This window comes from Candidatus Planktophila lacus, from assembly GCF_002288325.1.
Taxonomy (GTDB): Bacteria; Actinomycetota; Actinomycetes; order Nanopelagicales; family Nanopelagicaceae; genus Planktophila; species Planktophila lacus.
The window spans coordinates 1,259,536-1,281,622 of the sequence record NZ_CP016780.1; the positions used below are offsets into that span (position 1 = coordinate 1,259,536).

Here is a 22,087-nt window from a genome sequence, read left to right on the forward strand (position 1 = left end):
CAAAAGTAGCACCGAACACTCGCCGTATCTTAGCGGAGTTTTATCTCCCCTTTGACGCTCGCATTAGGCGGTCGCGGATGGCAAGGGCCAATCCATCACCGGTTGGCTCTTGAACTACAACAGTTTTAAGGCCCTTTTTATCGGCATCGCGAAGTGCTGAGTAAATGACGCGTGCAAATTCTTCGATGGTTTTTGGTGAAGCTAAACGAATAACGCTTTCTGGTGTTTCAAATTCTGCGAGAGCAATAAAACCTTCTGTGGCAATTGGTGTTCGATTTAATTCAACGGTTGCACTTGGTGCGTAATGGTTTTCTAAAGAACCGCTGACTCGGATATTCGCTGCTTCAGTTAAAACTTTCAGTCCGGTGGCTTCTTCAATCATCTCGGTTGTTATTGCACCTGGGCGCAAAATACGCGGTGCGGTTGATGTGCAGTCAATGATTGTTGACTCAACTCCGACAGATGATGAACCGCCATCAAGAATTTGATCAGTTGGAGCTAAGTAATCGGCTAGCTCTTCACGTACTGCATCCGCTGTTGTTGGTGAGACATGGCCGAAGCGATTGGCGCTGGGGGCTGCGATTCCTTTGCCACCAATCTTTTCGAATGAAGAAAGTAAAGCGAGCGCAACAACGTGGTCAGGTACTCGTAAGCCAACGGTTGGTTGGCCACCAGTTACAAAATCTTCAGCGAGCATTGAGCGCTTTAAAACTAAAGTCATTGGGCCAGGCCAGAAGTTGCGGGCAAGTGCGATTGCATAATCAGGGATTTCATCGGCCCACTCGCCCATTGCTTGCATCGAATGGATATGAACAATTAGCGGATGATCTGCGGGGCGGCCCTTTGCTTGATAAATGCGAGCAACGGCTGCAGCGTTTGTGGCATCGGCGCCAAGGCCATAAACAGTTTCGGTGGGGAAAGCTACAAGGCCGCCATATTTAATTAACTGGGCTGCCGTTGTTAGAGCGTCAGCGGTGCAATTTGAGACGAATTCACCACTGGTCATGTGCGCAATTATCGCGCCTTTTTGCGAGAAGATAACCACATGGCCGCGCAGGTAAAGGTAATGCAGATAATCGCCCGCATGAATGTGGGTGGTCCTGCCGTGATCGTGGCCGAACTCATGCGCGGGCTAGATAAAAACCAGTTTGAGCAAATCTTGGTCACTGGGTACTGCGATGAGAATGAAGCAGATTATTTAGACACTGTTGCCAAAGATATTAAGGCAACGCGCATTGCAGGTTTGGGGCGTTCAGTTTCACTCATTGCAGATCTCAAAGCTTTCTTTGGTTTGGTTTCGCTAATCCGCAAATACAAACCAGATGTAATCCACACCCACACTGCAAAGGCTGGAGTGCTCGGTCGCTTGGCATCTTTGTTGGCTGGTCGCGGAGCTGTGCGAGTTCACACATTCCATGGACATTTACTACATGGGTATTTCAGTTCTGCGCTAACTAAGTTAGTTATATTGATTGAGAAGTTCTTTGCCGCGCGCACTAGCGTGTTAATCGCAATTGGCAGCAAAGTAAAAGAAGATTTATTGGCAGCCGGAATCGGGCGCGCCAATAAGTACCGAGTCTTCTTCCCTGGTTTGCCTGCGCCAAAGACTGGTTCTAAAGCAGCGGCGCAGAGCGCGCTAGGTATTTCATCTGAAGTCTTGTACTGCACTTTCGTTGGCCGCTTAACGCAGATTAAACGCCCCGATCGTTTGTTAGATGTAGCCGCGGAATGTAAGCTCCGTGGAATTGATCTACGTTTCTTGGTTGCCGGAGAAGGCGAACTATTTGAGAGTTCAAAGCAGCGCGCACTGAAAGATCAATTAAATGTGACCTTCTTTGGCTGGCGCAGTGATATCGATCAGATATTTGCGTCAAGTGATATCGCGATTCTGACTTCAGATAATGAAGGTATTCCACTTACTTTGATCCAAGCAGCACAAGCTGGTCTACCAATTGTTGCGACAAACGTTGGTTCGATCTCGGATATCGTCATAAATGAGAGCACGGGCTATCTCACCTCAACAACTGCCACAGAAATGGCTGATGCGATTGAGAAATTGGTGCGTGACCCACAACTTCGCCAAATGATGGGCGCTGCAGGAAAAGCACATGCCGAGCGCTATTTCTCGCTAGATCGCATGATCAAGGACCACTCAGATCTATATCGCTCGCTATAAATCACACCTTTTTCACAGAACCTCCACAGTCACGTATAACTAAATAGGAGATACTTATCCCATGATAACTACACGTACTCGCAAAATAGCCGCCGCACTAATCGCACTGACATTAGTTGGGGGAATTGCAGCTTCACTTCCCGCAGAGGCAGCAACCACTGCTACTCGCTATGTCACCGTTAACTCTGATGGATCTGTAAAGGTCACTCCAGATGCGGTTCGCCTAAATGCGAATGTAAGCGTTGTCGCAGGATCAAATAAAGAAGCGCTGGCAAAGACCTCAACTTCAGCAGCTGCTGTTCGCGCTGCTTTAACTGCTGCAGGTATTGCTAAGGCAGATATCGCAACCCAGAGCATCAGCGTCTATCCCGAGTACAACTACACCCAAGATAAAGGTTCAGTTCTAATCGGCTACCGCGGATCACAAGGTTTTGTCGTAACTATTAAGAACGCTGAAAACGCTGGTGCAGTTGTAGATGCTGTAGTTGCAGCTGGTGGAGATAACTTGCAGATTCAAGGCGTAACTCCATTTGTTCTCGATTCATCAAAGGCAACAGAATCAGCGCGCGCAAATGCGGTGAAGAATGCAAAGGCAAAGGCAGCTTCTTATGCGAAGTTGCTCGATACAAAACTTGGTCGCGTTAATTACTTAGTTGAGAACTCAAGCCCAGTTAACTATCCACCAGTAATCGCGATGGCAAAGGCTTCAGATTCAGAAGCGACTGTTGTTGATTTAGGTCAGCAGGATGTAACTGTCTCAATCACTATTCAGTGGGCGCTTCTTTAAAATACATCGCCTTTTCTCGCTGTAATTCGCGCTTTTGCGGGGGCATTTAACCAATTTGGGTTAGCGCCCCTCTAACGGGTACGATTTGCGAGCCTCAAACGTCCCCATCGTCTAGGGGCCTAGGACATCGCCCTTTCACGGCGGTAACACGGGTTCGAATCCCGTTGGGGGCACGCAAGACCAGAGAAATCTGGAAGTAACGGCTTTAAGGTGACATAAGAGCCACTTATGTTTTCATTCTTTAAGGCCCGGTAGCGCAGTTGGTTAGCGCGCCGCCCTGTCACGGCGGAGGTCGCGGGTTCAAGTCCCGTCCGGGTCGCGAGATGGGAGTGTCCACACACTCTCATCTTTTTTAATGGTTTTTAACTATTGAAATCACAATTAAATATTGGCTCGGTAGCTCAGTTGGTACGAGCGCGCGACTGAAAATCGTGAGGTCGACAGTTCGATCCTGTCCCGAGCCACTCAAGCATTAAACACTTAAGTAATTAGCTAATTTTAAAATTAACCAGCAGATCCTGAACCAGATGGTCCTGCTTTGCGCTGAACTTGTGGGGCGCCGCCGCTGCGTTGACCACCACGAATCTTGGAACCGCCTTCTGCATGGTTCTGTGTTCCTGGTGCGCCCTTCTTACCTTTTTTTGCTTCAAGGGCAGCGAGCATTCTCGCCTTTACATCGTCGTTGTTAGTCATGTCTTCAGTCTACCCCTCAGATGGAATACGTAAGAAGTAAACCAATTTAACGAGCCAAGCAACGCCACCAATCGCCATTAACTGATAGCCCCAGGTATCTGGCCAGGTATAGATCGCGAGTGCGATTGCGCCGTAGAACGCTGCGAAGCCCCACAAAGTAAATGCAGTCGCGCGGCGTTGTAAGCCAGCGCGCATCAAGCGATGTGAAAGGTGATCGGTGCCACCTTGAAACGGTGAAATACCGCGATAGATACGTGACGTAACAGCAACCGTTGTATCCAGAATCGGAACGGCCATCAAAGACAATGGAATCGCAAAAGATTTAACTTGCGGAACAACGCCTGGGCTTAAGCGAATAGTTAATACCGAGATGATGATGCCTAGAAAGAGCGCTCCGGCATCGCCCATATAGATCTTGGCGGGAGCGCGGTTCCACATAAGGAATCCTGCTGTTGCGCCCATGGTCACGATTGCGAGTGCGCTAACCAAGATCTGTTGGCGGTCATAGGCGATAAAGAATAAGAAGAAGGTAATAACTGCAACTGTGCCGGCAGCTCCACCGTCAAGATTGTCGAAGAAGTTAATGGAATTACAGACACCGACGATCCAGAGAACTGAGACTGCGTAGTTTAAAAAGGTGTTGTTAAAGGCGACGCCCATGGTGTCGGTTGATGTCAGGATTACCGCAACGATTACACCAGTTGCTGTTTGTGCAATTAAGCGCGGCCATGGTTCAAGACCTTTTAGGTCATCAATCAAACCCATCAGCGAAATTGCCATCGCTGGAACTAAAACAAAACTTGCTAAGCGAAATGTCTCCATTGAGAAATCGACTGCAAGCAGTGATCCGTAAGAAGCTCCGACAACGCCAATCGCGATTGCAACGCCACCTAAATAGGGAACTGGCTCCTTCTGAGATTTACGTGCCAAGTTGGGTGCATCAACTGCGCCAACGCTAATTGCGATCTTGCGCATCAGCGGCGTAATTGCTCCAACAAAGATAAATGTGAGCGCGCCAAGTAAAAGGAATTGCGAAACTGAATATTCCATCTGGTTAGTTACTTATCTTCACTCTTAAAATAGTTATTACGAAGATCATCAACTTCTGATTTACGGAATCTGCGATGGCCACCGAGTGTGCGGATCGAAGTTAACTTGCCGGCTTTCGCCCAACGTGTAACAGTCTTTGGATCAACGCCGAATAGTTCAGCTACTTCGCGTGGGGTGAGCAAGATTTCTGCATCAGGCAGACGATTCATAACGCACCTTTTCCATCAGCTCAGGCAACGCGATTGCGATGTCCGATTTGTAACGAGTGTCGGAAGTATCCGCCAAAGTGAGCGTAAATAGCAATAGCCAGCAAGTGCGGCTAGATAGCTGATTCGAAGCCTTGAACCATGCGCCAGCGCGTGACTAAACGCTCGTAGCCCTGACCAGCCATCTGTCCATCGCCTGCGGCTAGGCCAGAGAGTGAATGCAAGACATCTTCAACTGAAGTATCTGCTTCGATTCCGGTTTCTTCTCCCGCTAATTTCATTCCGAGATCGAGATACCCAGCTAGCCCGCCGTAATCGAGTTCAACGAGTGATTGTTGATGGAACATCTCAAGCCATTCCAGTAAATGTTCGATCTCCGCTTCTACTGATCCTTCGCCAAATGCGCCCAAGACTGTTTGGTGGGCAACTTGGGTACGAGCAATCGCATCAGAAAGCTTGGCGCGCATAATGCAGAAAGGTCCATCTTGATCAACACCGCGCGCACGTTCTTCTGGCATAAACATCGAGAACCAGCGTGGAGGAATAAGCCAATTTTCGGTGATGATATGCGGAACGCGATCTTCCATCAGATCAACACCAGCGGTGATTACATCCTCTAAATTCTGCGGCAAGAAAAATGGTGTGACAGAGGATGGAAGTGAATCTTTGAAATCATCGAGTGCTGCCCAACAACGAGTTGCCGTCGACCAGGGAGATACATAACGAACGCCATCGATATCTAAAATATGTGCGCCATCGGGGCGACCGGCTGGTGGTTCTGGAAAAACTAAACGGCGCAGCGCCAACTTTTGTTCATTACGAGTTGAATTTTCATCTGCAACTAAGTCTTGCCAGCGCAGACGATCGGCCGGTTCAAATGCGGAAAGTGGTTCGTAGATTCGAAGCGATGCTACGTACGGAGTTGGTCTCAAGGCTTTTACTTTACCCGCGAGAAATTAAGCACGCGGAATATAATTTCCTTCAGCAAAGGGATCTTCGTCATCGCGAGATTTATTTGCAGGATCTTCGCCATGGAGTTCTTTCGCAAGACGATCGAGGTCCATCTCCTGAGAGTTGTACTTGAGATCTCTGGCGACTTTTGTCTGTTTAGCTTTTGCACGGCCGCGACCCATAGGGCGACCTCCTTACCAAAGTGAAATTCGTCAAGACGCGAAGGTTATCGCGTCCTGTAGTTACCTTCCAAAGCAGCGGCACCGGGGCCGTTTTGAGCGTGAATTGAGCCTGCCACCCAGGCTTTCATGCCCCGGGCGGCCAGTGAACGGATGGTCAGGTCGGCGATCTTTGGATCGACGATGGCGACCATACCGATGCCAGCGTTCCAGGTGCGTTCGAGATCGGGCTGTGGAACTTCGGCGATTTTTGCCATGAAATCCATTTCGGCAGGAAGTGCCCAAGTACTGCGGTCGTACTTTGCAATCAAACCATCTGGAATAACGCGCGCAGTGTTATCGGCTAAGCCGCCGCCGGTAATGTGAGAAAAAGTGCGAAGGTTTTCTTGCTGCGCTTTGATCAACGCTAAACAATCAAGGGTGTAAATCTCGGTTGGCGTAAGAAGTATTTCACCAAGCGATTTTGTTAAACCTTCATAAGTTTTATTGAGATCCAGTTTCTGTGTGGCCAGGATATGGCGCACAAGTGAATATCCATTGGCATGGAAACCACTTGCTGGCATCGCAATGATTGCATCTCCTGCTTTAACACGATGTGAACCGAGTTGCTTATCGGCATCAACTACGCCAGTTGCAGCGCCAGCGATATCAAATTCATCTTCTTTAAGTAGACCTGGGTGTTCGGCAGTTTCGCCACCGATCAACGCGGTATTGGCTTTAATACAACCGCGTGCAATTCCGCCAACAATTTCAGCGATGCGTTCCGGGATCACTTTGCCAACTGCAATGTAATCAGTCATGAAGAGTGGTTCTGCACCACAAACAACTAGATCATCGACAACCATCGCAACTAGATCTTCGCCGATGGTGTCGTACTTACCCATCAATCGGGCAATCTCAGTCTTAGTTCCGACGCCATCAGTTGAAGTTGCAAGAAGTGGTTTCTTGTAGCTCTTTAGCGCGCTGGCATCGAATAAACCAGCGAATCCCCCAATGCCACCTTGCACTTCTGCACGAGTCGCTTTAGCGATTGAAGCTTTCATCAATTCAACGGCGCGATCTCCAGCATCGATATCGACGCCTGAATCTTTATATGTGCTCATGGTTTTTCACCACCTCTGTAACTTCAAGACGCATCTTTCCTTCGGACATATCGGCAGGTACTGCGATCGGGTATTTGCCGGTAAAACATGCGGTGCAGAGCTTGTTTTCATCGATCGTTGTAGCGGCAATCAGTCCTTCCATCGACACATAACTAAGTGAATCTGAGCCGATCGAGCGGCGGATCTCTTCGATTTCTAGGCCGCTTGCAATTAATTCGGCACGGGATGCAAAGTCGATTCCGTAATAACAAGGCCATTCAACTGGCGGGCTAGAGATGCGCACGTGAATTTCGAGAGCACCCGCTTCACGCAGCATCCGCACAATTGCGCGTTGGGTGTTTCCGCGAACAATCGAATCATCAACAACGACAATACGTTTGCCCTCAATTATTTCGCGAAGTGGATTCAACTTAAGGCGAATACCAAGTTGGCGAATGGTTTGTGATGGCTGAATAAAGGTGCGACCAACATATGAGTTCTTAACTAAGCCAAGGCCATATGGAATTCCTGATTGTTGCGCGTAACCAATCGCAGCTGGCGTTCCGGATTCAGGAACTGGAATAACTAAATCTGCTTCAACTGGCGCTTCGATTGCTAAGCGCTTTCCGATCTTCACGCGAGTTGCATGAACGCCTTGGCCCGCAATTGAAGTATCTGGGCGTGCTAAATAAACATATTCAAAGATGCAGCCTTTGGGATCTGGTGTTGCCCACATCTGCGAGCGAATTCCATCTTCGTTAATTGCTAAGAACTCACCTGGTTCAACTTCGCGAACAAACGCTGCGCCAACAATATCTAGCGCTGCGGTTTCAGAGGCAACAACCCAGCCGCGTTCGAGTTTTCCGATTACGAGTGGGCGAACGCCATGACGATCGCGTGCGGCGTATAAAGTTTTTTCATCCATAAAGACAAGCGAGAAAGCGCCTTCTAGCTTTGGCAGCACAGCAATTGCACTTGCTTCAACGTTCTTCTCATCCTGCAAACCAATCAACGCAGTCATGATCTCGGTATCAGTTGTGGCACCGCGTCCGGTTTTGGCGTTCTCGCCTTCGAGCTTCTGCACCATTTCGGCGAGATCGCCAGTGTTGGTGAGATTGCCGTTGTGGGCTAACGCCAAAGTGCCGTATTTAGTGGGTCTTAGCGTTGGTTGAGCGTTAACCCAAGTGCTTGATCCGGTGGTGCTATAACGACAGTGGCCAATTGCCAGATCGCCAGTAAGTGATGCCAAATCTGTTTCAGTAAAGACCTGCGATACCAGACCCATATCTTTGTAAATCAAAATGCGTTCGCCATCAGATGCTGCGATACCTGCAGATTCTTGTCCGCGATGTTGCAAGGCATAAAGTCCGTAGAAAGTTAACTTGGCAACTTCTTCGCTAGGTGCCCAAACGCCAAATACTCCGCAAGCATCTTGTGGAGCTTTATCGTCATCTAAAACGTTGTGATTGAGCAGACCATCAGGGCGACGTGTCACGACTTCACCTCCAACGGTAATAGTTCAGTTAAATCTGCGCGAACACCGGATGCGCTAATCAAACCAGCAGACATGGCATCTGCCCAACTGCGCTCACCGCTTGCTAGTGCCAACCAAGTTTCGGCGTTCATCTCGATCACATTAGGTGGCGTGCCACGTGTATGAGTTGGACCGTCTCCGCACTGCACCGCGGCATACGGCGGAATACGAACTTCGATTGCGCGACCCGGAGCGCGTTCGGTTAAGAGCGCCAGGCTTGCTTTAACCGCTTCGAGAATTTTAGGATCGCGCATCTTTTATCCAAACAACTTTGGGAAAGTTTCAGTGTGTGCCTTACGGAGTTCAGCAAGAGAAATCTTGGCGTTATTTATCTCCAACGCATCTCCCCCGGTTGATCCGATCTTGGTAATCGCAATTGAGTGCTCACTTGCAAGTACGGTAAGTGACGAAGCCTGGCTTGGATCAACTGCAACAACAACACGACCTGGAGTCTCACTGATTAGTGCAACGCCGACGTTTTCCAAAGTTACCTTTGCACCTACGTTATGGCGCAAGACCATTTCAGTAAGCGTTGCTGATAAACCACCTTGGCTTAAATCATGTGCGGCGGCGAAGATCTTCTCGGTACGCCCAGCAACCAGCACCTCAATAAGGCGCATTTCACGCTGTAAATCAGCGATTGGCGCAGATCCTCCGTGCTGCCCATGGATGTTTGCCCATTCGCTGCCGGCGATATCTGCGTTGGTTTCACCAAGTAGATAAAGATCAAGCCCTGCTTTATCAAAACTCATTGGTGTGCGGGTGCGCACATCATCAATAACGCCAAGCACGCCAATCACCGGCGTAGGCAAGATAGCAACTGCACCAGTTTGGTTATAGAAAGAAACGTTTCCACCTGTTACAGGCAGCCCCATCTCTAAACATCCATCAGCTAATCCGCGAACAGATTCAGCGAATTGCCACATCACACCTGGATCTTCTGGAGAGCCAAAGTTAAGGCAGTTAGTAACCGCAAGTGGCTTAGCGCCAGCAGTTGCAATATTGCGCGCAGCTTCGGCAAGTGCCAACTTCGCACCTTCGTAAGGATTTAGGTAAGACCAGTTTGCGTTGGCATCTGTAGCAACCGCAACACCAAGATGTGTCTTCTCATCAATGCGTACCATTCCAGAATCATCAGGTTGAGATTGAATAGTGTTTCCCTGAACATAGCGATCGTATTGTGATGTCACCCAAGATTTATCTGCCAAGTTTGGCGTTGCAGCCAGCTTCAAAACTGCTGCTTTGATTTCATCTGCACTGCTTGGAAGTGCCACATCAATAATTTCTGCGTTAACGCGATCGATGTAATCAGGCTTGGCAAGGGGGCGGTTATAAACCGGTCCATCGTGCGCCACTGTGCGAGGTGGAACATCAACGATTAAATCGCCATGCCAGGTAATTTCTAGGCGATCTCCATCAGTAACTTCACCAATAACAGTGACTGTGACATCCCATTTCTTGCAGATTTCCAGGAAGCGCGCGATGTGCTTTGGCTCGACAATTGCGCACATGCGTTCTTGTGATTCAGACATCAAGATTTCTTCAGGTGAAAGCGTGGCATCGCGCAACGGAACGCGATCGAGTTCGACCTTCATGCCACCGCTGCCGCCTGAGGCGAGCTCGCTGGTGGCGCAAGATAAGCCTGCCCCGCCAAGGTCTTGGATGCCTACAACTAAATCTTCGGCGAAAATTTCTAGCGAACATTCAATTAAAACTTTTTCTACAAATGGATCGCCAACTTGAACCGCTGGACGCTTTGCAGGACCGGTTGATTCAAATGTTTCCGATGCAAGGACGGATACGCCACCGATTCCATCGCCACCAGTTTTTGCGCCATATAAAACAACTAGATTTCCGGCACCCGCAGCTTTAGCAAGTTTGATATCGCTATGTTTCATAACGCCAACGCAGAGCGCGTTAACAAGTGGGTTACCTAAGTAAGTCTGATCAAAGACAACTTCGCCACCAATATTTGGCAGACCTAAACAGTTTCCATAACCACCAACGCCAGCGATTACACCTGGCAAGACGCGGCGCGTATCTGGATGATCTGCCGGTCCAAAACGAAGCGGATCCATAACTGCAATTGGGCGCGCACCCATCGTCAAAATATCGCGAACGATTCCACCGACGCCGGTTGCAGCGCCTTGATACGGCTCAATAAAAGATGGGTGGTTATGTGATTCGATTTTAAAAGTAACGGCATATCCCTGGCCAACATCGACAACGCCCGCATTTTCACCGATACCAACTAGCAACGCATCGGTCTTAACTGCCTTGTCACCAAATTGCTTTAAGTGAACTTTCGATGATTTATAAGAACAGTGCTCAGACCACATAACTGAATACATCGCGAGCTCAGAAGATGTTGGACGACGTCCCAAAATCTCTTTGATGCGTGCGTATTCATCGGGCTTTAAACCGAGTTCGGCAAAAGGTTGTGATGTTCCAGGGTTTGCAGTTGCAATCGCGACGGTATCGAGAGCCATTTACTTCACCATCGCGCTTAGTACTGAGGTAAAGAAGCCAAGACCATCTGCGGTTGGGCCGGTTAACGTGTCTATCGCGTGTTCTGGGTGTGGCATTAGGCCAACCACGTTGCCGCGTTCATTAGTAATCCCGGCGATTTTATTGCGTGAACCATTGGGATTTTCACCTACATAGCGCGCAATGATGCGGCCTTCGCCTTCAAGTTTGGCCAGCGTTGCATCATCACATTGGAAGGAGCCTTCACCGTTTTTTAGCGGGATCACAATCTCTTGCCCAACTTGGTAAGAAGATGTCCAAGCAGTGGTGTTATTTGTGATCTCTAACTTCTGATCACGACATAAGAAGTGAAGCTCGTGGTTGCGAGTCAACGCACCTGGAAGCAAATGCGCTTCGCATAAGACTTGGAAACCATTACAGATTCCAAGTAGCGGCATACCGCCATTTGCAGCATCAATGATTTTTTCCATCACTGGCGCAAAACGTGAGATTGCACCACAGCGCAGGTAATCACCATAAGAAAATCCGCCGGGCAAGATGACCGCATCTACACCTTTGAGATCAGCATCTCCGTGCCAGAGCGAAACCGCAGTTGTGCCAGCATGTGTTGCCGCGCGCGCAGCATCGCGATCATCTAGCGTGCCAGGAAAAGTTACAACGCCAACTTTCATTTACTTCTCAACTCTTACCGTGAAAGTTTCGATAACTGGGTTTGCAAGGAGTGTTTCAGCGGCTTTTTCAACTTCAGCAAGCTGCGCAGGTGTTGGTTCGCCATCTACTTCAATCTCAAAGCGCTTTCCTTGGCGCACGCTCTTGGCAAAGTTAAATCCCAGACGAGGAAGTGCAGCAGATACGGCCACGCCCTGTGGGTCGAGGATTTCTGGCTTAAGCATTACATCAACCACGATCTTCGCCATCTTTATCTCCTTTTGGAACTTGGATTAGAACTTGCTGCCGGTAATACGGAAATACGCTTCTTCATATCGCGCAGCAGTTTTCTCGACGATTTCTGCCGGCAATTCTGGTGGTGGGCTCTTCTTATCCCAGCCGCTTTGAGTAAGGAAATCTCTAACGAATTGTTTATCAAATGAACCCCGTGCGCTACCCGGCTGCCAGGTTGATAACTCCCAGAACCTTGATGAATCAGGCGTTAGCGCCTCATCTCCAAGGGTTATTACACCCTTAGCATCGCGGCCGAATTCGAATTTGGTATCAGCCAGAATGATGCCGCGGCTGCGCGCAAAGTCGGCCGCTGTTTCATAGAGCGAAAGAGTTAAGTTGCGAAGTTCGGCGGCATCATCTGCACCAACAATCTGTGCCGCTTGGTCGAAGTCAATATTTATATCGTGATCGCCGATTTCTGCCTTCGTTGCGGGCGTGAAAATACTGTTTGGAAGTTCGGATCCATCAACTAGCCCTGCCGGCAGCGCGTTTCCGCAAACCGCTTGGTTGGATTTGTATTCAGCCAAGCCACTTCCAGTTAGATAACCTCGCGCTACACATTCAATCTCAAACATATCTAGTGGCTTAACAATTACTGCGCGGTCTGCAACTTGATCTGGAACATCATCTCTGATGATGTGGTTTGGGACAATATCTTCAAGGAGTTCAAACCAAAAGAGCGAAAGTTGAGTAAGGATCGCGCCTTTATTTGGAATTGTGGTCGGCAATACCCAATCGAATGCCGAGATGCGATCAGATGCAACTAATAAAATTTCATCGGAGTCGTTCTTATATAGATCGCGTACTTTTCCTGTGCGTAGGTGTTGCCAACCGTTGATAGTTGGTGCTGGCGGTGCGCCAGCTACGCCGAAGCCGCTCACCGGATCGAGTGCGGTTTGTACTGCGCTGCGGCAGGGTGCGCGGATGTAATCGCATCGATGCGATCTACAACTCGAGCAATTTGTTGGCGAGCATCGCCAGTAAATTCAATTGGTTGGCTAATCAGCGCATCAAGGGCGGCGCGATCAAGCGGTAAGCGCTCATCTGAAGCGAGTGCATCAAGAAGTGTGTTTGCCTTACCTGCGCGCATTAACAAAGCCGCTTTTACAGCGTGCTCCTTAATAACTTCATGCGCTACTTCGCGACCAACTCCAGCTTTAACTGAAGCCATCAAGATCTTGGTTGTCGCTAAGAAAGGTAGGTAACGATCGAGTTCGGCAGCGATTACTGCAGGGAAAGCGCCGAATTCGCTAAGAACAGTGAGCGTTGTTTCAAGCAAACCATCGATGGCGTAGAACGCATCTGGCAAGGCAACGCGACGAACCACGCTGCAAGAGACATCGCCTTCGTTCCATTGATCGCCGGCAAGTTCTGAAACCATCGATGCATATCCGCGCAAGATCACGCTTAAGCCATTGATACGTTCGCAAGAGCGCGTGTTCATCTTGTGCGGCATCGCAGATGAACCAACTTGTCCGGCTTTAAATCCTTCAGTGACAAGTTCGGCACCAGCCATCAAGCGGATTGAAGTCGCAAGCGAAGATGGACTAGCAGCGAGTTGTACAAGAGTTGTCACAACATCGTAATCAAAAGAACGTGGATAGATCTGACCGGTTGAATCAAGTACGCGATTGAAACCAAGTTCGTTAGCGATCTCTAGTTCCAGGCTGTGATGCGCTTTCGATGAACCAAGCAGGTCAATTGAATCTTGTGAAGTTCCAACTGGGCCCTTGATACCGCGCATTGGATAGCGATCTTGCAGTGATGCTAAACGTTCGTAAGCAAAGAGCAGCTCTTCAGCAGCAGATGCAAAACGCTTTCCGAGCGTTGTGATCTGCGCTGGCACATTGTGAGAACGGCCGGCAATTGCCTGATCGGAATACTGTGCTGCCTTATCGGCTAGTTGTGCAAGAACTGCAACAACTTTGTCATGGACAATCGCTAAACCGTTTTTGATTTGGAGTGCTTCGATATTTTCAGTTAAGTCACGGCTGGTCATACCGGCGTGAATTGCTTCGTGGCCAGCTAGTGCGTTGAACTCTTCGATGCGCGCTTTCACATCGTGACGAGTCTGCTTTTCGCGAGCATCGATAGAAGCCAAATCAACTTTATTGATTACCTTTTCGTAATCGGCGATGACTGCATCTGAAATTGCATGGCCAAGTTTGTTTTGCACACGGGCCACAGCAAGCCATAAACGGCGCTCGGCGATGATCTTCTCTTCAGGTGCGAAGATGGCGCGCATTGCAGTTGATGCATAACGATCAGCAAGGACGCTCACTGGCTTATTCTCCCCCATTTAATTGCCCTTCTCGGCGACCGACGCATTGAAAGCGATATCGCTGCGATAGAAAGAGCCTTCAAGTTCAATCTGTGAGATTGCGCGGTATGCGCGATCGCGGGCCTCAGTTAAATCCGTGCCCAAACCAGTCACTGTTAAAACGCGACCTCCACTAGAAACTAAGCCAACGCCGTTAAGTGAAGTACCAGCATGAAAAATCTGCGTCTTTGAAATTGCTGGAATATTTGTAATTGCGCCCTTGGTCTTTGGTGATTCGGGATATCCCTGCGCTGCAAGCACAACTGTTACCGCGCTTTCATCGCGCCAAGAAAGTGCAACATCATCAAGTGAATCAGTCGCTGCTTTGTATAACAATTGTGCAAGCGGTGTTGCAAGTCGTGGAATCAAAACTTGAGTTTCGGGATCTCCAAAGCGCGCATTGAATTCGATAACTCGTAACCCGTGATCAGTTAAAGCTAAGCCTGCATAGAGGAGTCCAACAAATGGTGTACCGCGCGCTGCCATTTCGGCGATTACCGGCGCCAAGACTTTTTCGTAAGTCTCTTCCATGATGTCATCGGGTGCCCAAGGAAGCGGTGAATACGCGCCCATGCCACCGGTATTTGGACCTTCATCGCGATCGTAGGCGCGCTTGAAATCTTGTGCCGGTTGCATCGGCAGAACATTGCGCCCATCTGAAATTCCAAATAATGAAATCTCTGGACCATTTAGAAATTCTTCAATTACAACGCGCTTACAAGCAAGGGCATGTTCTAAAGCTTTGGCGCGATCATCTGTAACGACAACGCCTTTGCCTGCGGCAAGACCATCATCTTTAACAACGTAAGGTGCGCCGAAAGCATCGAGCGCGTTTTCAATCTCTGCTTGAGTTTCGCAGGTAAAACTGCGCGCTGTTGGAACGCCCGCATCGCGCATGACGCCTTTTGCAAAATTCTTCGATCCTTCGAGTTGTGCAGCCGCTTTTGATGGGCCAAAGACAGCCAAACCCGCTGCCCGCAGCTCATCGGCTACGCCATTTACAAGCGGAACTTCCGGGCCAATTACAACTAGATCAACGGCTAATTTCTTAGCGAGTTCAACGATTGCGCTGTTATCGGTAATTGGAATTGGATGGAGCGTTGCAATTTCTGCGATACCTGGATTTCCAGGTGCGCAATGAAGTTCAGTACAACTCGGATCTGCTTGTAACCCTAGTGCGAGTGCGTGTTCACGACCGCCGCTTCCGACTAGGAGGATTTTCATGGTTTAGATGAAATCCTTCACGACAATTGTTTGGTCGCGACCCGGCCCGACGCCGATTGCGCTCATCGGCGCACCGGAAATCTTTTCTAAGAAGGCGATGTAATCCTGTGCGTTCTTCGGTAAATCACTGAGTTTGCGCGCACCAGAAATATCTTCAGTCCAACCAGGCAAGTTTTCATAAATTGGTTTTGCATGGTGGAAATCTGATTGTGATGCAGGAAGTTCTTCAACGCGCTTGCCATCGATTTCATAGGCAACGCAGACTGGAATTTCTTTCCAACCGGTTAAGACATCGAGCTTGGTTAAGAAGAAATCGGTAAGTCCGTTAACGCGAACTGCATAACGTGCAATCGGTGCGTCATACCAACCGCAACGACGTGCACGACCAGTTGTTACACCGATTTCACCGCCGATAGTGCGCAACTTTTCGCCATCTTCATCGAAGAGTTCTGTTGGGAATGGGCCCGAACCAACGCGAGTTGTGTAAGCCTTAACAATTCCGATTACGCGATCGATCTTGGTAGGTCCGATTCCAGAACCTGTACAAGCGCCACCCGCAGTTGGGTTTGAGGATGTTACGAATGGATAAGTACCGTGATCTACATCGAGCAGAGTGCCCTGTGATCCCTCAAGCAATACGCGCTTTCCGGCCTTTAACGCTTCATCTAGCAGCAGAACCGTGTCTGCAACATATGGGCGCAAGATTTCGGCATAAGCAAGGTACTCGTTTAGAACTTCATCAACATCGATGTTCTTGCGGTTAAAGACCTTGATTAATACTTGGTTCTTATCGCGAAGTGCACCTTCGATTTTCTGACGCAAGATAGATGGATCAAAGAGATCTTGTACACGGATACCGATGCGGTTGATCTTGTCTGCGTAAGCAGGTCCGATGCCGCGACCAGTTGTGCCGATCTTTGATTTACCTAAGAAGCGTTCAGAAACTTTATCGATGGTGCGGTGATACGGAGTAATCAAATGCGCATTAGTTGAGATAACTAACTTGGAGCAATCGATTCCGCGTTCAGTTAAGCCACGAATTTCTTCAAGCAGAACACCTGGATCAATCACAACGCCATTGCCGATTACTGGAACAACGTTAGGACTCAAGATTCCGGATGGAAGTAAGTGAAGTGCGTACTTCTGATCGCCGATAACTACGGTGTGGCCCGCGTTGTTGCCGCCTTGATAGCGAACAACATAATCAACGCGGTCACCGAGAATATCTGTGGCTTTACCCTTGCCTTCGTCGCCCCATTGAGCTCCGAGCAGAACTAACGCTGGCATGGCAAAACCTCTCCGCAGGTGTTAATGGTTATTAAAGTTTATTTACTTTTTAAGTGATGTGCCTGTTGAACGAAGATCTTCGCAAGCATGTGCAACGCGAGCTGCCATTCCTGCTTCAGCAGCCTTACCCCACGCACGTGGATCGTAAGTCTTCTTATTTCCAACTTCGCCATCGATCTTTAGAACGCCGTCGTAGTTCTTGAACATGTGATCAACAACTGGGCGGGTGAATGCGTACTGAGTATCGGTATCTATATTCATCTTGATTACGCCGTAATCAAGTGAGTCGCGGATCTCTGAGAGAAGTGAACCTGAACCACCGTGGAATACAAGATCCATTGGCTTGCTACCTGCAGCAAGGCCCTTCTTGGCAACAACTGCATCTTGCAGAGTCTGTAAAATCTTTGGCTGCAAAACAACGTTGCCTGGTTTGTAAACGCCGTGCACGTTACCGAATGTTGCAGCAACCATGTAGCGACCGCGTTCTCCGAGGCCAAGAGTTTCGATTGTCATCAACGCATCTTCAGGTGTTGAGTACAACTTTGCATCGTGCTTTGCTTCAACGCCATCTTCTTCGCCACCGACAACGCCGATTTCGATTTCAAGGATTGTGCGCGCAGCAACTGACTTTGTTAGAAGTTCATCTGCGATCTTCATGTTTTCATTCATATCAACTGCTGAGCCATCCCACATATGTGAGTTAAAGAGTGGCGCTTGACCGTTCTTGATGCGCTGTGCGCCAATTTCAAGAAGCGGACGCATGTAGCCATCTAGTTTTTCTGCTGGGCAGTGATCTGTGTGGATTGCAATATTTACGTTGTAGTTCTTTGCAACAACGTGTGCGAACTCAGCGAGCGCAACTGCACCATCGACCATGTTCTTTACTGTTGAGCCAGATGCGTATTCCGCACCGCCCCATGAAAATTGGATGATTCCATCTGATTCGGCTTCGGCGAAACCACGAAGCGCGGCGATGATGGTTGAAGATGATGAAACGTTAATTGCGGGATATGCGAATGCGCCAGCTTTCGCGCGATCAAGCATCTCTGCGTAAATTTCAGGGGTTGCAATGGCCATGATGACTCCAAATTATCTCGGGGCGTAATCCCTGACCGAGCGCTTCATTGGGCCGCATTCAGGCTTACGCCTAATCCAACCACCTCTGCGGGCGGATGAAAAATCGCCATTCCCTATACGCATAGGACCATTCTCTACACGCGTAGGAATTGGCGATTCTCCAGCCGGTTCGACTCCTTTTACGGATTGAGGGTCTTCTGCAGGAAGGCGATTAGGCCAGCGAGCAGAGCAGGGCTATTGATGATTTTTAGTAAGAGCGCTAGGAACGTTGTAAGCATTTTTCTCCTTTTCTTAAATAGTTCTTCTCTTGTTCTCGAGACTGGGGATCATCCCTCTTATCTTCTTTGCCACATCGCTAAAGCCTTCCGCCTGTTGATATTCACGGGTAATCTGCTGAGTTATGAGCAACCCATCAACCGGTGATTCCAGCGGCGATTCAATAGAAAACCTCTCCCACGAAAATCGCCACTTTCCTCCGAGCCCAGCCTTTGCAGCTCAGGCCAATGCCAAATCTGATTTATATGCACATGCTGAAAAAGATCGACTTGCTTTCTGGGAAGAACAAGCGCGCGAGTTAACTTGGGATAAAAGTTGGGAGACAGTTCTTGAGTGGAACTCTCCTTATGCAAAATGGTTTATCGGCGGCAAGATAAATGCATCGGTAAATGCTCTCGACCGCCACGTTGCAGCCGGTCGCGGAGACCGAACCGCATTTCATTTTGAAGGAGAACCTGGCGACACTCGCACAATCACTTATGCGCAGATGTTGGCAGATGTCAGCAAAGCTGCACATGCCTTAACGCAAATTGGAATTAAGGCCGGCGATCGCGTTGCCATTTATATGCCGATGATTCCTGAAGCAGCGGTTGCGATGTTGGCATGTGCGCGAATCGGTGCAGTGCATTCAGTTGTCTTCGGCGGATTTTCTGCTGATGCACTTCTATCTCGTATTCAAGATGCCGATGCCAAGTTGGTAATTACTGCAGATGGTGGATTTCGCAAAGGTGCCGCTTTTGCGCTTAAGCCCGCAGTTGATGAAGCGCTAAAGGGAAAGCACAACGTCGAGAAGGTTTTAGTTGTAAAGCGCACTGGTCAAGAAACTGCGTGGAACGCAGATCGCGATATCTGGTGGCACGAGCTCGTTGATAGCCAAAGCAGCGAACATAAGCCTGAATTCTTCGATAGCGAGCATCCGCTCTTTATTCTCTACACCTCTGGCACAACCGCTAAACCAAAGGGAATCTTCCATACAACAGGTGGTTATTTGACTCAGGCGGCGTACACACATCGCGTGGTATTTGATATCAAGCCCGAGAAAGATGTTTATTGGTGCACCGCAGATGTGGGCTGGATTACCGGCCACTCTTACGTTGTTTACGGTCCGCTAATCAATGGTGCTACTCAAGTTATGTATGAAGGAACACCTGATACTCCACATAAAGGAAGAATGTTTGAGATCGTTGCAAAGTACGGCGTAACAATTTTGTACACCGCACCAACCTTGATTCGTACCTGGATGAAATGGGGAGATGAATTTCCTAAGGCGCACAACTTATCTTCACTTCGTTTACTTGGTTCAGTTGGTGAACCGATTAACCCAGAAGCATGGATGTGGTACCGCGAAATTATTGGTGCAAACAATTGTCCGATTGTTGATACTTGGTGGCAGACCGAAACTGGTGCGATCATGATTTCGCCACTGCCAGGAGTTACATCAACTAAACCAGGCTCTGCGATGAAAGCCATCCCTGGTATTAGTGCAGTTGTCGTTGATGACAATGCAAACCCTGTTCCAAATGGACATGGTGGTTTCTTGATTTTAGATAAGCCTTGGCCTTCTATGTTGCGTGGCGTTTGGGGCGAGGATGAGCGTTACAAGGAAACTTACTGGTCGCGCTTTAAGGGAATTTACTTTGCAGGAGATGGCGCAAAGTTAGATGACGAAGGTGCGATCTGGTTGATGGGTCGAGTCGACGACGTCATGAACGTTTCTGGACACCGTATTTCAACAACAGAAGTTGAATCTGCACTTGTTTCACATGAAGCAGTTGCTGAAGCTGCAGTCGTTGGGGCAGCAGATGAAATGACGGGTCAAGGAATTGTTGCCTTCGTTATCTTGCGCGGCGGTATTCCTCACGCTGGCGGTGAAGAGTTAGTGAAAGAGCTTCGCGCCCATGTAACTAAGGAAATTGGCGCTATTGCCCGTCCACGTCAGATCATGGTTGTTGCAGAATTGCCGAAGACTCGTAGCGGAAAAATCATGCGTCGTTTGCTTAAAGATGTCGCTGAAAATCGCGCAGTTGGCGATGCCACAACGTTGGCAGATCCAAATGTTATGAAGTTGATTTCAGAAGGTTTGAATTCTTCTAAAGACGAAGATTAAGAAACTCTTCCTTAACCCAATCGTTTGCTTGGGTGATTAGCCCCGGAATGTAGGGCTGAACTTTAGGAAGAATCTGGCTATCGGTGATTTGGTTTTGCGCTGCCTGCCATGGTGACCAGAGCAGAACCGTTGCGATCAAGTAAAGCGCGATTACGGTGCGCGCGATTTCCAGAAGAGCACCAGCAACAGAATCTAAGAAAGCAATTGGGCCACGAAAAATTGAGGCCCGCAGACCCTTGGCTAGCGCTCCTGCGATAAATGAACATAAGTAGCCACCGCCAACAATTGATGCGATAACAAAGCCAATTCGCTTTATATCCAGCGACCAATCGTGTGAGAACTTAAGGGAAAGGTAGATTCCAAGAACTCCGCCTGCAACAAATCCGACAAATTTAAAGAGGGTGCGGATCAAGCCATTGCGGTAGCCAATAATTGTTGAAAAAACTAGCGCCACGATAATTACTAAGTCAGCAATCATTAAATCTTCACTCCTAGATGTTTCTCGGTTAAATCTATTAACTCTTGCTCAGATTTTACTTCGCCGATCTTCTTAAACTTGACATCGCCTTGGGCATCGATAAACCAGGTAACTGGCACGCCCATTCCAAAGTAACTACGAGTTTTGTTCTCGCGATCGTAGAAGTTAGGCCAACTCATGCCGTTTTCTATGATGAATTTACGAGAATTATCTGGAGATGATTCTTCTACTGCGACGCCGACTAACTGAACTTTGCCTTTAGCTTTCTTATAAAAGCTAACAAATTCAGGTGTTTCGGCCAAACAAGTTGAACACCAAGAACCCCAAATGTTGATGATCATCGGACCGCGGAGAGATTCCATGCTGGCACCGGCCGTGCCATCTAGACATTCAATAGTTGTGCCTTTGGTAATTGATTTATCGAAAGTAATTGACGCACAGGAAATTACTTCGCCTTTTATCGCAACGGGTTCTGGTGAAGAACATCCAGTAAGAAATAGTGCTGCGACAACAAATAAGGCGCGCTTCATCGGAAATCCTCATCGCTTTTAACCAAAGCCTTGGCTTTTATTTTATCCATTTCGCCAATTCCGAATGAAGGGCAAATTTTTGCAACAGGACATGCGCCACACGCTGGTTTGCGTGAATGGCAGATGCGCCGGCCGTGCCAGATCATCCGTTGCGACAAATTAGTCCATTCTTCTTGAGGGATTAACTCTCCCACTTCGAATTCAACTTTAACGGGATCTTTCGATTCGCTCCACTCAAATCTTCGAGAAAGGCGACCGAAATGGGTATCGACTGTAATTCCGGGAATATCAAAGGCATGTCCTAGAACAACATTGGCAGTCTTTCGACCTACACCGGGCAGAGTGATTAACTCTTCCAAAGTTTGTGGAACGTCACCGTCAAAATCCTCGATGATCTTTACAGCAAGACCTTGGATATGGCGAGCCTTGGCGCGAAAGAAACCGGTTGTATAAATCAAATCTTCAATATCGTTTAGCGAAGCTTTGGCGTAAGCGAGCACGTTCCTATATTTTTTGAAGAGCGCTGGTGTAACCGCATTGACTCGCTTATCAGTGCACTGCGCAGATAAAACTGTTGCAATCGTGAGTTCTAATGGGTTGGAGAAATCTAGTTCGCAGCGCACATTGGGATAAGTTTTGGTCAATATTCGATATATAGCCCTTGCGCTTTTACGAGTTTCGCTATCGGGGGCCATGCGAGT

23 protein-coding genes and 3 tRNA genes are annotated in these 22,087 nt (G+C 48.6%); 6 read left to right on the top strand and 20 right to left on the bottom strand.

Annotation, left to right across the window (positions count from 1 at the left end; translation table 11 throughout):
• Positions 1–40 precede the first annotated feature (40 nt).
• Positions 41–1,006, bottom strand: a complete 966-nt coding sequence (locus tag A1sIIB106_RS06405; RefSeq protein WP_095677724.1) for an L-threonylcarbamoyladenylate synthase — start codon at positions 1,004–1,006, stop codon at positions 41–43.
• A gap of 39 nt (positions 1,007–1,045) precedes the next feature.
• Here A1sIIB106_RS06405 and A1sIIB106_RS06410 point away from each other — a divergent pair, with 39 nt between their 5' ends.
• The 5 genes from A1sIIB106_RS06410 (at position 1,046) to A1sIIB106_RS06430 (ending at position 3,427) form a co-directional block, all read left to right on the top strand.
• Entirely contained in the window at positions 1,046–2,176 is a 1,131-nt protein-coding gene (locus tag A1sIIB106_RS06410) for a glycosyltransferase (protein ID WP_095677890.1), read from the top strand.
• A 61-nt stretch (positions 2,177–2,237) separates the two neighbouring features.
• Positions 2,238–2,963 (top strand): SIMPL domain-containing protein, encoded by a 726-nt coding sequence (locus A1sIIB106_RS06415; protein WP_095677725.1) that lies wholly within the window; start codon positions 2,238–2,240, stop codon positions 2,961–2,963.
• Positions 2,964–3,063: 100 nt separating this feature from the next.
• Positions 3,064–3,136 (top strand) — tRNA-Glu (locus A1sIIB106_RS06420).
• Positions 3,137–3,208: 72 nt separating this feature from the next.
• Positions 3,209–3,282, top strand: a tRNA-Asp gene (locus A1sIIB106_RS06425).
• A gap of 71 nt (positions 3,283–3,353) precedes the next feature.
• Positions 3,354–3,427 (top strand) — tRNA-Phe (locus A1sIIB106_RS06430).
• A 40-nt stretch (positions 3,428–3,467) separates the two neighbouring features.
• On the opposite strand, the gene A1sIIB106_RS06435 is transcribed toward A1sIIB106_RS06430, so the two are convergent.
• The 16 genes from A1sIIB106_RS06435 to fbaA all read right to left on the bottom strand — a co-directional run bounded on the left by A1sIIB106_RS06435 (position 3,468) and on the right by fbaA (position 17,995).
• Positions 3,468–3,656 carry a DUF5302 family protein gene (locus tag A1sIIB106_RS06435; protein ID WP_095677726.1) on the bottom strand — a complete coding sequence of 63 codons (189 nt, stop codon included), beginning with the start codon at positions 3,654–3,656 and terminating at the stop codon, positions 3,468–3,470.
• 9 nt (positions 3,657–3,665) lie between these two features.
• Positions 3,666–4,706 (bottom strand): MraY family glycosyltransferase, encoded by a 1,041-nt coding sequence (locus A1sIIB106_RS06440; protein ID WP_095677727.1) that lies wholly within the window; start codon positions 4,704–4,706, stop codon positions 3,666–3,668.
• Between the two features lie 8 nt (positions 4,707–4,714).
• Entirely contained in the window at positions 4,715–4,915 is a 201-nt protein-coding gene (locus A1sIIB106_RS06445) for a BldC family transcriptional regulator (protein ID WP_095671654.1), read from the bottom strand.
• 110 nt (positions 4,916–5,025) lie between these two features.
• Positions 5,026–5,844 carry a DUF8083 family protein gene (locus A1sIIB106_RS06450; protein ID WP_095677728.1) on the bottom strand — a complete coding sequence of 273 codons (819 nt, stop codon included), beginning with the start codon at positions 5,842–5,844 and terminating at the stop codon, positions 5,026–5,028.
• Positions 5,845–5,868: 24 nt separating this feature from the next.
• Complete coding sequence (locus tag A1sIIB106_RS06455) at positions 5,869–6,045, bottom strand: DUF3073 domain-containing protein (protein WP_095671656.1); 177 nt, start codon at positions 6,043–6,045, stop codon at positions 5,869–5,871.
• A 44-nt stretch (positions 6,046–6,089) separates the two neighbouring features.
• Positions 6,090–7,145 (bottom strand): phosphoribosylformylglycinamidine cyclo-ligase, encoded by a 1,056-nt coding sequence (purM, locus tag A1sIIB106_RS06460; RefSeq protein ID WP_095677729.1) that lies wholly within the window; start codon positions 7,143–7,145, stop codon positions 6,090–6,092.
• The gene (gene purF, locus A1sIIB106_RS06465; RefSeq protein ID WP_095677730.1) at positions 7,132–8,619 is read right to left on the bottom strand and encodes an amidophosphoribosyltransferase; all 1,488 of its coding nucleotides are present in this window, start codon (positions 8,617–8,619) and stop codon (positions 7,132–7,134) included. Before purF ends, purM begins: the two co-directional genes overlap by 14 nt.
• Positions 8,616–8,912: a sterol carrier family protein gene (locus tag A1sIIB106_RS06470; RefSeq protein ID WP_095677731.1), complete on the bottom strand. Its 297-nt coding sequence runs from the start codon at positions 8,910–8,912 to the stop codon at positions 8,616–8,618. The genes purF and A1sIIB106_RS06470 overlap by 4 nt, the downstream gene beginning before the upstream one ends.
• Before the next feature lie 3 nt (positions 8,913–8,915).
• The gene (gene purL / locus A1sIIB106_RS06475; protein WP_095677732.1) at positions 8,916–11,147 is read right to left on the bottom strand and encodes a phosphoribosylformylglycinamidine synthase subunit PurL; all 2,232 of its coding nucleotides are present in this window, start codon (positions 11,145–11,147) and stop codon (positions 8,916–8,918) included.
• Positions 11,148–11,816 carry a phosphoribosylformylglycinamidine synthase subunit PurQ gene (gene purQ, locus A1sIIB106_RS06480; RefSeq protein ID WP_095677733.1) on the bottom strand — a complete coding sequence of 223 codons (669 nt, stop codon included), beginning with the start codon at positions 11,814–11,816 and terminating at the stop codon, positions 11,148–11,150.
• Entirely contained in the window at positions 11,817–12,062 is a 246-nt protein-coding gene (gene purS / locus A1sIIB106_RS06485) for a phosphoribosylformylglycinamidine synthase subunit PurS (protein WP_095671662.1), read from the bottom strand.
• A 24-nt stretch (positions 12,063–12,086) separates the two neighbouring features.
• Positions 12,087–12,968, bottom strand: coding sequence for a phosphoribosylaminoimidazolesuccinocarboxamide synthase (locus A1sIIB106_RS06490; protein ID WP_095677734.1), 882 nt, complete (start codon positions 12,966–12,968; stop codon positions 12,087–12,089).
• On the bottom strand, positions 12,965–14,386 hold the full coding sequence (gene purB, locus A1sIIB106_RS06495) for an adenylosuccinate lyase (protein ID WP_095677735.1): 1,422 nt from the start codon (positions 14,384–14,386) through the stop codon (positions 12,965–12,967). The genes A1sIIB106_RS06490 and purB overlap by 4 nt, the downstream gene beginning before the upstream one ends.
• Positions 14,387–15,631 carry a phosphoribosylamine--glycine ligase gene (purD, locus tag A1sIIB106_RS06500; RefSeq protein WP_095677736.1) on the bottom strand — a complete coding sequence of 415 codons (1,245 nt, stop codon included), beginning with the start codon at positions 15,629–15,631 and terminating at the stop codon, positions 14,387–14,389. It abuts the gene before it with no gap.
• 3 nt (positions 15,632–15,634) lie between these two features.
• Positions 15,635–16,918, bottom strand: coding sequence for an adenylosuccinate synthase (locus A1sIIB106_RS06505; RefSeq protein ID WP_095671666.1), 1,284 nt, complete (start codon positions 16,916–16,918; stop codon positions 15,635–15,637).
• Between the two features lie 42 nt (positions 16,919–16,960).
• Complete coding sequence (gene fbaA, locus A1sIIB106_RS06510) at positions 16,961–17,995, bottom strand: class II fructose-bisphosphate aldolase (RefSeq protein ID WP_095671667.1); 1,035 nt, start codon at positions 17,993–17,995, stop codon at positions 16,961–16,963.
• A 400-nt stretch (positions 17,996–18,395) separates the two neighbouring features.
• On the opposite strand from fbaA, the gene acs reads away from it, so the two are divergent.
• Positions 18,396–20,378 carry an acetate--CoA ligase gene (gene acs / locus A1sIIB106_RS06515; RefSeq protein ID WP_095677737.1) on the top strand — a complete coding sequence of 661 codons (1,983 nt, stop codon included), beginning with the start codon at positions 18,396–18,398 and terminating at the stop codon, positions 20,376–20,378.
• On the opposite strand, the gene A1sIIB106_RS06520 is transcribed toward acs, so the two are convergent.
• From A1sIIB106_RS06520 to nth, 3 genes are read right to left on the bottom strand one after another with little or no spacing between them, the layout of a single operon-like run.
• Positions 20,362–20,856, bottom strand: coding sequence for a CvpA family protein (locus A1sIIB106_RS06520; protein WP_095677738.1), 495 nt, complete (start codon positions 20,854–20,856; stop codon positions 20,362–20,364). The genes acs and A1sIIB106_RS06520 overlap by 17 nt on opposite strands.
• Positions 20,856–21,386: a TlpA family protein disulfide reductase gene (locus A1sIIB106_RS06525; protein WP_095677739.1), complete on the bottom strand. Its 531-nt coding sequence runs from the start codon at positions 21,384–21,386 to the stop codon at positions 20,856–20,858. Before A1sIIB106_RS06525 ends, A1sIIB106_RS06520 begins: the two co-directional genes overlap by 1 nt.
• Positions 21,383–22,081, bottom strand: a complete 699-nt coding sequence (gene nth, locus A1sIIB106_RS06530; RefSeq protein ID WP_095677740.1) for an endonuclease III — start codon at positions 22,079–22,081, stop codon at positions 21,383–21,385. Before nth ends, A1sIIB106_RS06525 begins: the two co-directional genes overlap by 4 nt.
• Between the last annotated feature and the right edge of the window lie 6 nt (positions 22,082–22,087).